The 13,846-nt window shown below is 50.6% G+C and carries 15 protein-coding genes; 8 read left to right on the top strand and 7 right to left on the bottom strand.

Going from position 1 to position 13,846, the window contains the following annotated elements; genetic code table 11:
• The first annotated feature begins 273 nt into the window (after positions 1-273).
• Positions 274-1,248 carry an AEC family transporter gene (locus ACPUC7_RS20765; RefSeq protein WP_494924323.1) on the top strand — a complete coding sequence of 325 codons (975 nt, stop codon included), beginning with the start codon at positions 274-276 and terminating at the stop codon, positions 1,246-1,248.
• A gap of 80 nt (positions 1,249-1,328) precedes the next feature.
• Positions 1,329-2,216, top strand: coding sequence for an aromatic amino acid DMT transporter YddG (yddG, locus tag ACPUC7_RS20760; protein WP_494924322.1), 888 nt, complete (start codon positions 1,329-1,331; stop codon positions 2,214-2,216).
• Positions 2,217-2,373: 157 nt separating this feature from the next.
• On the opposite strand, the gene ACPUC7_RS20755 is transcribed toward yddG, so the two are convergent.
• Positions 2,374-3,576 carry an FAD-dependent oxidoreductase gene (locus ACPUC7_RS20755; protein WP_494924321.1) on the bottom strand — a complete coding sequence of 401 codons (1,203 nt, stop codon included), beginning with the start codon at positions 3,574-3,576 and terminating at the stop codon, positions 2,374-2,376.
• Positions 3,577-3,646: 70 nt separating this feature from the next.
• Positions 3,647-4,588, bottom strand: a complete 942-nt coding sequence (locus ACPUC7_RS20750) for an AraC family transcriptional regulator (RefSeq protein WP_494924320.1) — start codon at positions 4,586-4,588, stop codon at positions 3,647-3,649.
• 107 nt (positions 4,589-4,695) lie between these two features.
• Between ACPUC7_RS20750 and ACPUC7_RS20745 the strand changes: the two genes are divergently transcribed.
• The 3 genes from ACPUC7_RS20745 to ACPUC7_RS20735 all read left to right on the top strand — a co-directional run bounded on the left by ACPUC7_RS20745 (position 4,696) and on the right by ACPUC7_RS20735 (position 6,488).
• Complete coding sequence (locus tag ACPUC7_RS20745; protein ID WP_494924319.1) at positions 4,696-5,529, top strand: oxidoreductase; 834 nt, start codon at positions 4,696-4,698, stop codon at positions 5,527-5,529.
• Between the two features lie 301 nt (positions 5,530-5,830).
• Positions 5,831-6,082, top strand: a complete 252-nt coding sequence (ycgZ, locus tag ACPUC7_RS20740; RefSeq protein ID WP_494924318.1) for a regulatory protein YcgZ — start codon at positions 5,831-5,833, stop codon at positions 6,080-6,082.
• A gap of 115 nt (positions 6,083-6,197) precedes the next feature.
• The gene (locus ACPUC7_RS20735; protein ID WP_494924317.1) at positions 6,198-6,488 is read left to right on the top strand and encodes a hypothetical protein; all 291 of its coding nucleotides are present in this window, start codon (positions 6,198-6,200) and stop codon (positions 6,486-6,488) included.
• Between the two features lie 35 nt (positions 6,489-6,523).
• On the opposite strand, the gene ACPUC7_RS20730 is transcribed toward ACPUC7_RS20735, so the two are convergent.
• On the bottom strand, positions 6,524-7,186 hold the full coding sequence (locus tag ACPUC7_RS20730) for a LysE family translocator (RefSeq protein WP_494924316.1): 663 nt from the start codon (positions 7,184-7,186) through the stop codon (positions 6,524-6,526).
• Positions 7,187-7,219: 33 nt separating this feature from the next.
• A complete protein-coding gene (locus ACPUC7_RS20725; RefSeq protein ID WP_494924315.1) occupies positions 7,220-7,966 on the bottom strand; it encodes a helix-turn-helix domain-containing protein in 747 nt (248 codons plus the stop codon).
• A gap of 353 nt (positions 7,967-8,319) precedes the next feature.
• Here ACPUC7_RS20725 and ACPUC7_RS20720 point away from each other — a divergent pair, with 353 nt between their 5' ends.
• Positions 8,320-8,856, top strand: coding sequence for a cysteine hydrolase family protein (locus ACPUC7_RS20720; RefSeq protein WP_494924314.1), 537 nt, complete (start codon positions 8,320-8,322; stop codon positions 8,854-8,856).
• 26 nt (positions 8,857-8,882) lie between these two features.
• Here the strand turns inward: ACPUC7_RS20720 and ACPUC7_RS20715 are convergent, their stop codons facing one another.
• The 3 genes from ACPUC7_RS20715 to ACPUC7_RS20705 all read right to left on the bottom strand — a co-directional run bounded on the left by ACPUC7_RS20715 (position 8,883) and on the right by ACPUC7_RS20705 (position 10,815).
• Entirely contained in the window at positions 8,883-9,233 is a 351-nt protein-coding gene (locus ACPUC7_RS20715; protein ID WP_494924313.1) for a DUF3147 family protein, read from the bottom strand.
• Positions 9,234-9,249: 16 nt separating this feature from the next.
• Positions 9,250-10,113, bottom strand: a complete 864-nt coding sequence (locus tag ACPUC7_RS20710) for a substrate-binding domain-containing protein (protein WP_494924312.1) — start codon at positions 10,111-10,113, stop codon at positions 9,250-9,252.
• 348 nt (positions 10,114-10,461) lie between these two features.
• Positions 10,462-10,815 (bottom strand): DUF1428 domain-containing protein, encoded by a 354-nt coding sequence (locus ACPUC7_RS20705; protein WP_343551112.1) that lies wholly within the window; start codon positions 10,813-10,815, stop codon positions 10,462-10,464.
• A 178-nt stretch (positions 10,816-10,993) separates the two neighbouring features.
• On the opposite strand from ACPUC7_RS20705, the gene ACPUC7_RS20700 reads away from it, so the two are divergent.
• The gene (locus ACPUC7_RS20700; protein ID WP_494924311.1) at positions 10,994-11,671 is read left to right on the top strand and encodes a RipA family octameric membrane protein; all 678 of its coding nucleotides are present in this window, start codon (positions 10,994-10,996) and stop codon (positions 11,669-11,671) included.
• Positions 11,672-11,967: 296 nt separating this feature from the next.
• On the top strand, positions 11,968-13,674 hold the full coding sequence (locus ACPUC7_RS20695; protein WP_494924310.1) for an ABC-F family ATP-binding cassette domain-containing protein: 1,707 nt from the start codon (positions 11,968-11,970) through the stop codon (positions 13,672-13,674).
• Positions 13,675-13,846: the final 172 nt, after the last annotated feature.

Below are 13,846 nucleotides of genomic sequence, written 5' to 3'. Positions count from 1 at the left end.
TTCTGCTGACACTCATCAATCCTGATTTCGTTTACTGATGGTTGTCATTCTGCAGGCAATGTACGTGGCAAAGCTTAAAATTGGCTTAATGATTGATAAAAGTGAGGATCGATTTCACACATCTTTTTGTATAAAAAAACATCAAAACCTGGCGATTTCAGCCTGAAAACACGAATAAATTCTAACATTTTTTAATTTAACTCTCTGTTTTGCATAATGTTAGTGTTGAGCTTTAGGTGTGTCGAATTTCACGCCATCTTCTGGGGAGAGACTGTGTTAACCACTTTTCTGATTATGCTGCCGATATTTGGCTTAATTGCGGCGGGCTACGGCTGTCGTATGGTTGGGGTTTTAGGGCCAACGGCGGCTACTGAACTGAATAAATTTGTTGTCTGGTTGGCGCTACCGGCGCTGCTTTTCGACATTATGGCGCACACGCCGTGGCACACCATTTATCAGCCAGGCTTCTTTTGGGCCTTTACCATTGGCTGTGCCGCGGCGTTTTTATTGGTGTTTTTCTTTCAGAAATTAAAAGGCAAATCCACCGCCGATGCCAGCGTGGATGGCGTAGCGGCAGCTTATCCCAACACCGGCTATCTTGGCTTCCCGCTACTGCTGCTAATCTTTGGTCAAAACAGCCTGATTCCCACCACCACCGCCACCATCATTGTGGCGTGCATTTTGTTTGCGATCGCTATCGCGTTAATTGAGATCGGTTTGCAGAGTGAGCGTCAGTTCCACCTGCTGGCGCTGAAAGTGGTGCGCGCCATTATCAAGAATCCGTTAATCATCTCACCGCTATTGGGTGCAGCCTGCTCCAGCGCTGGCCTGACGTTGCCGAATAGCATCGAAACCTTCCTTAAATTATTGGGCGGCGCGGCCAGCCCTTGTGCGCTGGTGTGTTTAGGCGTGTTTCTCGCCAGTCGGCAAAAAGCCAAATCCAGCGAGTTGCCGACTGGCGCCAGGCTCAGTATGACTACGGTGGGATTGGTGGTGATCGCCAAATTAGTGCTTCAGCCTTTATTAACGTGGATGGTGGCGGTTTGGGTATTTGCCCTGCCCGCCGATCTCACGCACATGGCGGTTCTGCTCGCCGCACTGCCAACCGGCACCGGTCCATTTATGCTCGCGGAGTATTATCGTCGTGATGCGCAGATCACCTCTGCGGCGATTCTGATTTCCACTGTGCTGTCGATCATCACGCTGGTCGCAATTATGCATGTCATGCAGGTCACGCCAGTGGGTTAAGCGTTTGAGCGTGACCAATACAAACCGTTGTTGATTTGTTAGGATTTTGGCCCTCAAGGACATAAATAAGGACGCGGGCGATGCCGCAAAAGAAAGCGACGCTGATTGGTTTGATTGCCATTCTGCTATGGAGCGCAATTGTCGGATTAATCAAAAACGTCAGCGAGGGTTTTGGCCCGGTTGGTGGCGCGGCGTTAATTTATAGCGCCAGCGCTATCCTGCTGATTTTTAGCGTTGGCCTGCCCAAACTCAGCACCTTTCCACGCAGCTATTTAATCATCGGCAGCGTGTTATTTGTCTGTTATGAACTGTGCTTGTCCCTTTCATTGGGATTTACTCACAGCGGTCGCCAGGCGATTGAAGTCGGCATGGTCAATTACTTATGGCCGAGCATGACCATCGTCCTTTCAATGATTGTTACTCGGCAAAAAACCAGCCCGCTCATCATTCCCGGCGTAATCCTGGCCATCGCCGGGATTTGTCGCGTTCTGAGTGGCGATCACGGTTTTTCGTTCAGTGAAATGGCGAATAACGTGATGGACAATCCGTTGAGCTACGGCCTGGCCTTTAGTGGCGCGATCATCTGGGCGGTGTATTGTGTGGTGACCAAAAAAATCGCCAACGGCAGTAATGGCATCACGCTGTTCTTCATCTTGACGGCGCTGACGCTGTGGGTGAAATTTCTGCTTTCACCGCAACCGGCGTTCGTCTATTCCACTGAAGTTTGGCTCAGTTTGGCGTTAGCGGCGATGGCAATGGGCTTCGGCTATGCGGCATGGAACGTGGGCATTTTGCATGGAAACGTTACCATTCTTGCTGCCGCTTCCTACTTTATTCCGATCATTTCATCGATTCTGGCTGCCTTTATCCTCAGCTCGCATCTGGCGATCTCTTTCTGGCAAGGCACCGCGATGGTAAGCCTCGGTTCGCTGCTATGCTGGTGGTCAACCCGCGCACAGCAAAGATAATGCTTATCAACAGCGCAAAATTAACTCATAGAACATTTTCTGTACTGTTGAGACTTCGTTGCTAATATAGTGACGCAACACACACAGCAATGCGTTGCTACGAGAATTTTCAGATTGGTAACGTTTTACCTGGCCCGCTTAGCGGGCTTTTTTTTGCCTACACATAACGCGGTTTTTCGCTGCGAAATCCCAAGCCGATCAAACGCCCAAACAGATGGCGCAGAAACGGAAAACGACTGATGATCTGCGGCACTTTACTCGGCGTACTGCGTGGACGTTTATTACTGCTCATTTTGATTTGCAGGAACTGCGTGGCGACGGTAGGAAATTGGCGGCGCTGCTGCACTTTTTGCAGATCGCGCAACGTAACTTTGCCTTGCCGTAACGGTGGGATCAGCATATTGGCGGCGGCAACGGCATCCTGAATCGCCAGATTGACGCCAACACCACCAATCGGCGACATGGCATGCGCCGCATCACCAATGCACAACACGCCCGGCTTCATCCATTGATCAAGGCGGTCGATACGAATCGACAGCAGTTTCAACTTGTCCCATTCATCCACTTCGGCCATGCGCTCAGCGCTAAACGGCGCAACTTGCGCCATGGTGGTTTTAAACGCCTCCAGGCCCGCTTGTTGCAGCGCCTCAAATTGGCCTTTTTGGATGGTATAGCCGCATTGCCAATAATCGCCGCGATCAATAACGATAAAGTTTTGTTTCGGCCCTTTGTGGCCCATGCCCCAATGCGGATCGTCGGGATGTTTATTCAGACGGAACCACAACACATCACGCGGCGAACCAAAACTTTTTCCGGTTAATCCCGCTTTGGTTTTTACCTGCGAATTGCGTCCGTCAGCACCAATAACCAGGGAGGTTTTAATCATCATCTCGTCGTTACCCTGTAACGTTTTCACGCCAGTTATCGCGCCGTTCTCATACACCAAATCATTGAAAGCCGTGGATTGCAGCAGAGTAAAGCCGGGAAATCGTGCCGCTTTGGCGGCGAGAAAATTGAGAAAATCCCATTGCGGCATAAAAGCAATAAAACGGCATTGCACCGGTAAACGTGAGAAATCAGCCATGGTAATTTCTTGTCCGGCGACTTCGGCTTGCAGTTTCTCAGCACGCTGATGCGGCAAAGCTAACAATTCATCCAGCAATCCCAATTGGCGCATGATCTCCAGCGTTGAAGGATGGATGGTATCGCCGCGAAAATCGCGCAGAAAATCGGGATGTTTCTCGATCACCACCACACGCAACCCAGCGCGTGCGAGTAAATAACTGAGCATCAAACCCGCTGGTCCGCCGCCGACAATGCAGCAATCGGTAGTAAGCGCCTTTCCTTCTGCTGTCTGCATAATTTGCCTCAAGCCATTAATGATAATGGTTATCATTTATAGCATATGCCGGCGAAAAGGCGATCAGGCTTTAGTGCGATGAGACAAACTGCGAAGCTTGATGTGCAGGCGGCACGGCGAAATTGCGCTGCATACGTTTAATCTCTTCCGCTGGCGGCAAGCCAAACAAGCGTTTGAACTCCCGATTAAATTGCGACGGGCTTTCATAGCCAACAGCGTGACTCGCCGCGGCAGCGGTCATTTCCTGGCGCACCATCAACATGCGCGCCTGATGCAGCCGCACTGATTTCACATACTGCATCGGCGATTGTTGCGTGATGCTTTTGAAATGGGTATGAAAGGTTGGCACGCTCATACCCGCCAGCGAGGCTAACGCGCCCAGCGTCAACGATTGTGCATACTGCGCATGGATGTGGCTCAGCGCTTTGCCCACTTTGCCAAATTGACCTTGCAGCGCCAGCGCCGACCGCATTGCGCTGCCCTGCGCGCCGGTGAGCACGCGATAATAGATTTCGCGCATCAGAGAAGGTCCGAGCATGTTGGCGTCCAGCGGATGGTGCAACGCCTGGAGAAAGCGCAGCACCACATCGCGCAACGTTGCATCCATCGGACTCGACATCATGCTCTGCGCCGCTTGCACCTCGACCGCGACATCTTGTTGCTCCAACTGCAACATCAACTCCGTGGCGAGGTTGAAATCCAGGTGCAGATAAATCGCCAGCAACGGATGTTCCGCCGATGCCGCCGTTTCCATGGTAAAAGGCACCGGCACCGCCACCGCCAGATAGTGCTGCTCATCGTAGAGATACACCTTGTCGCCAAAGAACCCGCGCTTCGAACCCTGACAAACAATCACGATGCCTGGATCGTACAGCACCGGCGTTCGCGCCAACGGCCGGTCGGATCGCAGGATGCGCACTTCTGGCAATGCAGTCAGATTGTAGCCTTCCTGCGGCGCAAGCGTTTTGAGCAGTTGGATGGTCAGTTGTTGTTGCATATCGTCATTGTTCATCGCTGAACCACTCATAAGAATAGGCAAGATAAGAAGAAGATAAGGCCTTAAAACCTCACCACGATAAGAATATTATGCATCTTCACCTGATTTATGGAGATGTGCAAATGCCTAACTTAAAAACTCTTTTAATTACTGGTGTCAGCAGCGGTTTTGGTCGCGCTTTGGCGCAGGAAGCGCTAAGCCGCGAGTATCGTGTGATTGGTACGGTGCGTAATGCCACCGCCAAAGCTGAATTCGAGCAATTACATGCGCATAACGCATTTGCCGTTGAATTGGATGTCACGCATTTCGCGGCAATTGACGCTGTTATCGCTGATGTTGAGCAACAAATCGGGCCGGTCGATGTACTCGTCAACAATGCCGGTTATGGACATGAAGGCGTGATGGAAGAGTCATCATTGGAAGAGATGCGTCAGCAATTTGACGTTAACGTGTTTGGTGCGGTGGCGATGACCAAAGCGTTGCTGCCTTACATGCGCCAGCGCCGCAGCGGCCACATCATCAACATCACGTCGATGGGCGGTTTCATCACCATGCCGGGCATCAGCTATTATTGCGGCAGCAAATTTGCCCTGGAAGGCATTTCAGAAACCTTGAGTAAGGAACTCGCACCGTTCAACATTCACGTCACCGCCATCGCCCCCGGATCGTTCCGCACCGATTGGGCAGGACGCTCAATGGTGCGCAGCGCACGCAGTATCGCTGATTACGATGCGCTGTTTGACCCGATTCGTCAGGCACGCGAAGAGAAAAGCGGTAAACAACTTGGCGATCCGGCCAAAGCAGCGCGCGCCATGTTAGAAATCATCGAACACAGCAATCCACCAGCGCATCTGTTGCTGGGCAGCGATGCATTAGGCTTGGTGCGACAGAAACTGGCGGCGTACGGTGAGGAAATTGATCGTTGGGAAGCGCTGACGCGTTCAACAGATGGGTGAAAATTCTGAAAAGGCCGATTGAAGATTAACCTCCCTGATCAATCTGTTTACAAGCTGGTGCGCATAAATGCGCACCCTACGAAAATCGTTGAAATACCGTAGGGTCGCCATTCATGGCGACCAACAGACTCGGCTTCCAGAAGGTAGAGCCGTCATATCCTTAAGCCATTGTTATAAAAAAGTAAGCATTTTTGGTCACGTCATCGCGAAATTGTTCCGCCATATTCCTGTACAGATTAATATTCTTTGTATAAGTTTATTGGGCTTAGATTTCGCACGTTATTTATGAGGGACCAAAATCATGCGCCAGGTACGTAACCTTTTCACCACGTCAGACGCCCTATCGCGCTACTTCAAACAAGCTTCGCTGCCATCCCAGCAGGAAACGTTGGGGCAACTGGTGGTTGAAATCTTGCGTTCAGGACGGACGCTAAGCCGTAAAACGTTGTGCACTAAACTGCTTTGCCGCATGGAACAAGCGCGCGGAACTGATGAAGAAATTCACTATCAACAATTAATCGGGCTGATGTTTTCCGTCGAACGTGAGTCATAAGCTACGCCGTTGTCCTGAAAATTAACCAAGTGGCTTCCGCTGTATCAGCCTTGTCTCGTTAGACTGAATCCACTTTGTTAGCTTCCAGTTTAGCCGCGCTAGGTAGAGCGTAATTATGTACAGAAGTGATGAAGAACGCCTTACCGACATCATCATGGGTGATGCGGTAATCCAGTTGTTAAAAAAACGCGGTCCGGTTTCGGCTCGGGCTTTGATGGACAAATTGCACACGATGGCTTTGATGGAGCACGATCCATTACGTCAAAACGCCTTGCGTCGTGCGATGGTCGAAGTGACCAAGAGCATGGGAATCGCGGAAAATAGCGGCGTACCCATTAAGGATCACAACAACGTGACGCATATTTTTCGTCATCGTGATGGTGCAGATAAAGGTGCCAAGCATTAAGATTAAGGGCCAATGGGCCCTTAAACATTATCCAGCTAGCGCGAAGTGAATAATAAACGCACGCTCAGGCCAACAAAACTAATAGCAAAACAGCGGTGCAACCATTTCAACGTTTCCGGCTTTTCCAACACTCGCTCACGCATCAAGGTTGAAAATGCGCCATACAGCATGAAAACTATTTGCGTAATCAGCATAAAAACCAGACTTAATATCAGCATTTCTGATATCGGTATGCTGCTTTGCGTGGATATAAATTGCGGTAGAAAAGCGAGAAAAAACAGCGATAATTTTGGATTCAGTAAATTAAGCAAAATAGCGTTAATAATCACTTTCATCGGCGAGGCATCTTCCGCTTTTGCTTCAAGAGTAATGGTTTCCTTTGCACGTAATGAAATCCACGCCATATACAGCAAATAAATCACGCCAAGAATTTTTAACGTGGTAAAAGCAAACTCACTGGTGTGGAATATCACTGCTAACCCAAATATCGCCATCAACAAATGCGGGATAACACCTAAGGTGCATCCTGTCGCGGCGATCAGCGCCCCTTTTAGCCCACGCGTCAATCCTGCTACGATGGTATATATCGCACCTGATCCGGGCGAAATAGCCACAATAAATGACGTCGCGATAAATTCCATACTGATATGCATCCCGATTTCCTCAGCAAAAATAGAAAAGCCGAGTTTGGCTGTCACCAATCAACACGTCTTGAACAAAATTGCAGATCGCTATTTGCAGTAAGATCTTTGATAGCGTGCGGGTGTTAGGCCCAGCTGGCGTACAAAGGCCCGAGTGAGATGGCTTTGATCGGCAAAACCCGCCATCAAAGCGACTTCTGCAATTGCTGTTCCTTGCGCCAGAAAGCGCTGCGCTTGCCTGACCCGCGACTGCACAATATAAGCATGCGGCGTGATGCCCTGTTGATGGGAAAAACTGCGTAACAGTTGAAACGGGCTCAAATTACACATCTCCGCCAACTCATTTAACGAAACGGCATTGGCGGGCGCATCATCGATATATTGCTTCGCCAGCTTTATTTCCGCAGTGGTGGAAGGTTGATGGTTCTCCGTTAATAAATGATGACAACTGATGTGCATCAAGCTCAGCAATAATAACTCTTCAATTGCGGCAATATCTGAATTGGGTTTGGCTAAGGAGTTAAACAGCCGCGTTAGCAGAAGTTTGAGGTGAGGATCATTAATTCGCGGATTGATTACCGCATCTGCACGATACTCATCGGCATTTAATGCGTTGAGCAACAGTTGCGGTTGCAAATAAATCATTTTCCAGGTGCGTGGGCCATTTAAGGGCATCCCATCATGAATTTCACCGGGATTAACCACAATCACATCGCCTGGCCCAGCCTCCACTTGTCCGATCACGCTCCAAGAGCGTTGTGCACCCTGCGTCACCACGCCAATACCGAAATGTTCATGCGAGTGGCGCGGAAAAGTGTGCTCAGTCAGCAAAGACATGGCTTCCGTGCCGTGGATTGGGCAGTGCAAGGATTCAACCTGATGGACAAGGGGTGCCACAGCATCGCTTCTCTTGTTGATGAGGGAAAGTTTACTGTAGTGATTTTTCGAAACTTTTGCTCAATCGCGGCTTCATTTTTCGCCATTCTCTGTTAGATTCAGAGTTCAAACCAATTTGTTGCGAGCTTTCATGTCTTATTTCAACGCGTTAATCACAGGGACCACATTCACCACCGCTTCTGGCGGCGGCGCGTGTGCATCTGTAGCGAAGACTTAAGCTCGCAGATTGCCAGCCCCGCCTTAAATGGACGGGGAATGGTCTCCGTTCATAGCCTGTTGAAAGGAGACACATCATGCAGCCATCCCAGCAAAAAGCCCTGTTAATTATCGATATGCAACAAGGCCTGTTTCATGGACCACAAGCCCCGTTTGCTGCCAGCACTCTGTTATCAAACATCAACCATTTAATCGCGCTTGCCCGTAACGCTGGAGCATCCATTTTCTGCGCGCGTCACACGGGTCCAGACGGATCGCCATTTGCTGAGAGCAGCCCATTAACCCGCTTAATCCCGGAGCTTAATGTCGATGCCGACAGCGATGTGGTGTTCATCAAAAAATATCCCAATTGCTTCCGCGAAACCGAACTGCTCGCGGCGCTTAAACAGGCCGGGATAGAAGAATTAGTGATTGTGGGGATGAAAACTGAGTTTTGCGTGGATACGACTTGTCGTGCGGCCGCTGATTTAGGATTTCGCGTAATGCTGATCGAGGATGGTCATAGTTCCGTGGATAACGGCCAACTGAGCGCCGAGCAGATTATCGCGCACCATAATCAGACTCTCGCCGGACCGTTTGTGCAACTGTCAGCAAGCGCGGCATATCAATTCTGAAAATGAGGGCAAACGCCCTCATCATTTCACATTAATTCGACACCAAAACGCTTCAACAACGTTGCCCAAAGCACAAATAGCAGGATGGTGAGTAGACAACTGACCACCAGCGTCGGCCAGAATCCCAAGCGCTGATAGAGAAAGGGAAAAGCGACAAACATTGGTAAGGTAGGTACCACATACCAAAAGGTGTACCACGCGTGGCTGGCGATTTTCGCCTGGCTCTGCCCTTCCAATTTCATCCAAATCAACACCAGTACGGTGACCAAAGGCAAAGCGGCAATCAATCCGCCCAGGCGATCGCTGCGTTTCGCCACCTCAGAAATCAATACCACCATGCCAGCAGTTATCGCGTATTTGGTAATCAGCCAGAACATCAGTTACTCACTCTAATCAATGGCGTATCGCGCAGCCGCATTGCGACATTTCACCCGGCACATATTTGCCATGATGGGAATGACGCACCTGCAATTCGCCTTGTTGCCACGCGTCACTGTTATCGGCTCGGTTTTCAAGCAGACGATTCAACGCTTCAGCGACCAGCAGATCACGACGCTGTGCCCAACTGGTGAGATGCCAGGTTGAAGCGCGTGCTTCATCGACATCATCAAAACCGACCACCGCCACATGCGCGCCCTGCCCGAAATCGCGCACTGCTTGCAAAGCTCCAAACGCTAAAACGTCGCTTTCGCAGAACAACGCATTGATCCGCTCTGCGGCGTGGGTTTTCTTCAGGTACGCCATCATCACCTGATACGCCAGTTCGCGATCGTTGCCACCGGCGACCAGTTGCAGATTCAACGCTTTCTGTTCTGCTTGCAGGCTAGCGGCGAAACCCAGCATCTGACGTGCCGGCGCGGCATTATCCTGCGCATGCATAAAACCGATACGTTGATGTCCCTGCGACAGCAGCAGCAATCCTATCTCTTCACCGGCGTCATAACCATCGGCGATCACCACATTGGCGTCGCTGTTAGCGCTGTGGCCCAAATGCACCGTCGCTAGCTGCGGCAAAATTTCAGCAGCGAGGCTTAGTTCATCGTCAAACAGTGATGTCAGAAAGACCAATCGATTTACAGAATGTTGCGCCGCATTGCGCAACGCAGTTTGATATTGCTCGCGCGAATTAACGTTAATCAGCAAGGCGTTTAAGCCACGCTGATTGAGCTGACGTGTCACTTCATTCAGCAACTTAATGGTGTTGGGATTGTGAAATTCATCGCTAACAATACCGATGAGAGGGGAATTCGCTGCCATAGCCTGGCTCTCCTGCAACTTAGCGTGCGGTCATCATGTGTAGGTAACTGTGGAAGAATTCCAACTTACCCGAATAATGGTTTATCGCCAACTGAGCACGTGCAGCGCCATGATGTAATTCAATCAAAGATTGTGGATTGTCATGTATGGCTTACTGCTCGTAAGTAAAGAGATGAAGACAGAAAGAACAGCACGCTCGAACCGTAGCGGCGCAATTTATTGCGTTGTGTTGACCTTTAAAAATTCAACTGAACGCGATAAATCGCGCCGCTACGGGGAATGAGCGAAAGATTAAACATCACGTAGTTTATGGCGATCTGAACGTGAAGAATTTCGAGACTTAAACAATCACTCCTCCAGCAATATCGCAAATCCACCATAAATCATGCGTTTGCCATCAAACGGCATGTTTTCGCCCATCTCTTTCATGCGCGGATCGGACATCATTTTCTGGTTAGCGGCATCGCGCACTTCTTTTGAGGGATATTCAATCCAGCTGAACACCACCGTTTCGCCCTCTTCGCATTTCACCGCCATGTAGAAATCGGTTTGCTTGCCTTCGGGCACATCATCCGCCCAACATTCGACCACGCGCGTGGCGCCGAACTCCTTAAACAGCGGCGCGGCTTTGGCCGCCATGGCGCGATAATCCTCCTTATTGGTTTCCGGCACAGCCACAACAAAACCATCAACGTACGACATAGCGAATTACTCCGTCGTCATTAGCGCGGTCAACAATAACCGCAGATCAAGTGTACAAATAACGTTCAACCTCAACCGTCAACATGACGAAAAACTGCGCGCTTACTCGCAGAAAAATCCTACGCCGCGCAAATTACGTTACACTGGCGCGCACGATTATTACGTCACCGAGAGATCTATGCGTATTACCCTGGAAGCGGCCGATCAGCCATTCATTCACCGTTTATTAGGTGAAGAAGCCACCGATATTGACAGCGAAAACCCGCGTTTGCAGCAGGCGCTGAGCGTGGCGCGTCAGCAAAAAAATCATGAAGCCGATCTCGATTGGCGACGCAATGCGCTGTTTCTTACTCTGTTTATCTTTTTGTATGCGGCGTTAGGCGCGTCATTAACGCTGGATCTCACGCCGCAAGCCTCAAGCCATAAAAGCCTGGCGTACGCGCTCGAAGCGGTGCCGGTGCTGATCGCCTTCTCCGGATTGTTCGTTTCGCTGCTGTATGTCTTCCTGACGCGCAGCGGCGCGCGACGTTTGCGTAATTGGGAGCAAGGCATTTTCCTGCTGGAGAAGTACAGCGGCGCCAATCTAACCTTGCCGATTAATGAAATGGGTTCTCGTACCACCAATTATTCGCTGTCGGCGATTAACGTAGCGTTGGCGCTATTTATCTGTGTGACGTGGGTGGTGATGTATAACTATTTCACCTTCACTACCAGCGGCGTGATTGGCAGCGTGATTTCCCTGTTTATCACCACCATGACCTACGTGATTCTGGATATTCAGTTGCTGAAATCCAACACCAGCCTGGCGATTGATGAGCCGGTAATTCCCGCTGAAGACGAAAAACCGAAGAAGTAACTTCTCTCACGCAGCGTCGTTCTGGCGCTGCGCATTTAACACTGGCATAACATTTCCGCACACATTATCATCAGCGCATCTATCCACGCATTGATAACTAAGGAGGATTACTATGCCGCTGTGTGAATTGTTTGTTTACTCACACTTTTATAGTAATTGGCCGCGTTCAGGCATTTCCGCACTCATGCTGCGATAATCCGCCCTGAACGAAGTTTATTAAAATCTGAGTTGCTCCGGGTTGTCGTCAGCTTTTTTTGACGTCGGGCTTAATACGCCTGCAACTTATGAGTAAGCACATGAGCACATTACTTTCCGCACACGCTGTCGGCTTTGAAAATGCCTTCGGTTCACTTTTTCACGACATCAATTTCAGCCTGAAAAAAGGCGATCGCATCGGTTTGCTGGGCGACAACGGCACCGGTAAAAGTACCTTACTAAAAATTCTCAGCGGCGAGCTGTTAGCCAGCCACGGCAGCGTCACGCCTGCCAATCACTGTTTGCTGGCGCGCATTGAGCAGCATCTTCCAGCGGAGTTGCACCAATCATCACTGCTTGAAGGTGTGATGGCGCGCCTGGCGGATCACAGCGAACGCTGGCGCGCCGAAGCCTTGCTCGGCAGCCTGGGTTTTAGCGCTGAACAGCAAATGCAAACCGCTGCCACCTTGAGCGGCGGCCAGCACATGCGTCTGCTACTGGCGCGCGCATTGATCTTACAGCCGGATTTATTGCTACTGGACGAACCCAGTAACCATCTCGATTTGCCCACATTGCTGTGGCTGGAGAATTTCCTCAACAGCTGGAGCGGCAGCTTTGTGCTGGTTTCCCACGACAGCACCTTGCTCGATCGCGTCACCAATTGCAGTTGGATCTTGCGCGATCGCGGCCTGCAATTCTTCCGCTTGCCCTGCACGCAGGCGCGTCAGGCGTTGATTGAGCAGGACCAAGCCGACGAGCAACGTTTTCAGGCCGAGCAAAAGGAGATTGATCGCGTTGAGAAAAGCGCCAAACGTCTGGCGATTTGGGGGCGCACTTACGATAACGAAGGTTTATCGCGTAAAGCGCAGCAGATGGAGAAACGCGCCAACTGGCTGAAAGAGGCGCAGACCACGCTCAGTGAAGGTTCATTGTGGCGGCTGCAATTGCACGGCGAAGCGCTGGATGCCGATCGCGTGCTGGCGCTGCCAGAGATGTCGATTCATCCCGCCGATGATGCACCCGCGCTGTTTTCCCTGCCTGCGATGCAGGTGAAAAGTGGCGATCGCGTCGCGATTGTCGGGCGCAACGGAAGCGGTAAATCGTCGCTGTTACGTCAACTGTGGCGCGAGTATCAGCGGCAAGACAGCGCGCTGTTTCATCCCCGCACCCGTGTTGGTTATTACGACCAAAGTCTGCATCAGTTGCGCGATAGCGATTCGCTCAATCAGGCGCTGACGCAATTTGCGCCGCTCAGCGATGAACAACGCAAGATGGCGTTGATCGGTGCTGGATTCCCTTATCTGCGCCATCAACAGTTGATTGGTTCGTTAAGCGGCGGCGAGCGTTCGCGTTTGTTGTTTGTCGGATTAACCTTGGCGCGCTATTCATTGCTGTTACTGGATGAACCGACTAACCATTTGGATATGGTGGGCAAAGAGGAGCTGGCACAAGCGCTAAATCAGTTCGAGGGCGCAGTGTTGTTGGTCTCACACGATCGCAGTTTGATCGCCAGCAGTTGTAATCGCTTTTGGCTGATTGAGGATCAACAACTGCAAGAGTGGCATGACTTTGAGGTTGTGACTGAACGCATGGCAGCTGAGCAGCCAATGGTTGAGGCTACAGAACCATTGGCGAGCACCAAACCCAGCAGAATCAGTGATGAAGACGCCTTGCTGTTTGCCTTGTTAGCACTGGAAAGCAAGCTGGAAGAGGATGTGGCGCGCAAGCCGAAGCATCAAAAACCGGCAATGCAAGTACAGTGGCGTGAAGAGATTGCGCGGCTGAAAAAAATGTTGAATATGAGTTAAACCGATTCGGTCACCATAAATGGCGACCCTACGTGCAGTATTTTGTAGGGGCGCCATTTAGGTACAAACCGGCCACATGGGTAACACTTTAGACCGGGCACATGGGTAACAGTTATAAACGGCATAGCAGAGGAGACTCACTATGCCCTGGACTGAGAAAGTATCCATGCAA

This window comes from Pantoea sp. CFCC18179 (assembly GCF_059412405.1).
This window is presented reverse-complemented; position numbering and strand designations above follow the sequence as displayed.

What these genes read in the sequence shown, in the direction of transcription:
- yddG (WP_494924322.1), top strand. Translation starts at nt 1,329, where the DNA reads ATGCCGCAAAAGAAAGCGACGCTGATTGGTTTGATTGCCATTCTGCTA.
- ACPUC7_RS20755 (WP_494924321.1), bottom strand. Translation starts at nt 3,576, where the DNA reads ATGCAGACAGCAGAAGGAAAGGCGCTTACTACCGATTGCTGCATTGTC.
- ACPUC7_RS20750 (WP_494924320.1), bottom strand. Translation starts at nt 4,588, where the DNA reads ATGAACAATGACGATATGCAACAACAACTGACCATCCAACTGCTCAAA.
- ACPUC7_RS20745 (WP_494924319.1), top strand. Translation starts at nt 4,696, where the DNA reads ATGCCTAACTTAAAAACTCTTTTAATTACTGGTGTCAGCAGCGGTTTT.
- ycgZ (WP_494924318.1), top strand. Translation starts at nt 5,831, where the DNA reads ATGCGCCAGGTACGTAACCTTTTCACCACGTCAGACGCCCTATCGCGC.
- ACPUC7_RS20735 (WP_494924317.1), top strand. Translation starts at nt 6,198, where the DNA reads ATGTACAGAAGTGATGAAGAACGCCTTACCGACATCATCATGGGTGAT.
- ACPUC7_RS20725 (WP_494924315.1), bottom strand. Translation starts at nt 7,966, where the DNA reads ATGTCTTTGCTGACTGAGCACACTTTTCCGCGCCACTCGCATGAACAT.
- ACPUC7_RS20720 (WP_494924314.1), top strand. Translation starts at nt 8,320, where the DNA reads ATGCAGCCATCCCAGCAAAAAGCCCTGTTAATTATCGATATGCAACAA.
- ACPUC7_RS20715 (WP_494924313.1), bottom strand. Translation starts at nt 9,233, where the DNA reads ATGTTCTGGCTGATTACCAAATACGCGATAACTGCTGGCATGGTGGTA.
- ACPUC7_RS20710 (WP_494924312.1), bottom strand. Translation starts at nt 10,113, where the DNA reads ATGGCAGCGAATTCCCCTCTCATCGGTATTGTTAGCGATGAATTTCAC.
- ACPUC7_RS20705 (WP_343551112.1), bottom strand. Translation starts at nt 10,815, where the DNA reads ATGTCGTACGTTGATGGTTTTGTTGTGGCTGTGCCGGAAACCAATAAG.
- ACPUC7_RS20700 (WP_494924311.1), top strand. Translation starts at nt 10,994, where the DNA reads ATGCGTATTACCCTGGAAGCGGCCGATCAGCCATTCATTCACCGTTTA.
- ACPUC7_RS20695 (WP_494924310.1), top strand. Translation starts at nt 11,968, where the DNA reads ATGAGCACATTACTTTCCGCACACGCTGTCGGCTTTGAAAATGCCTTC.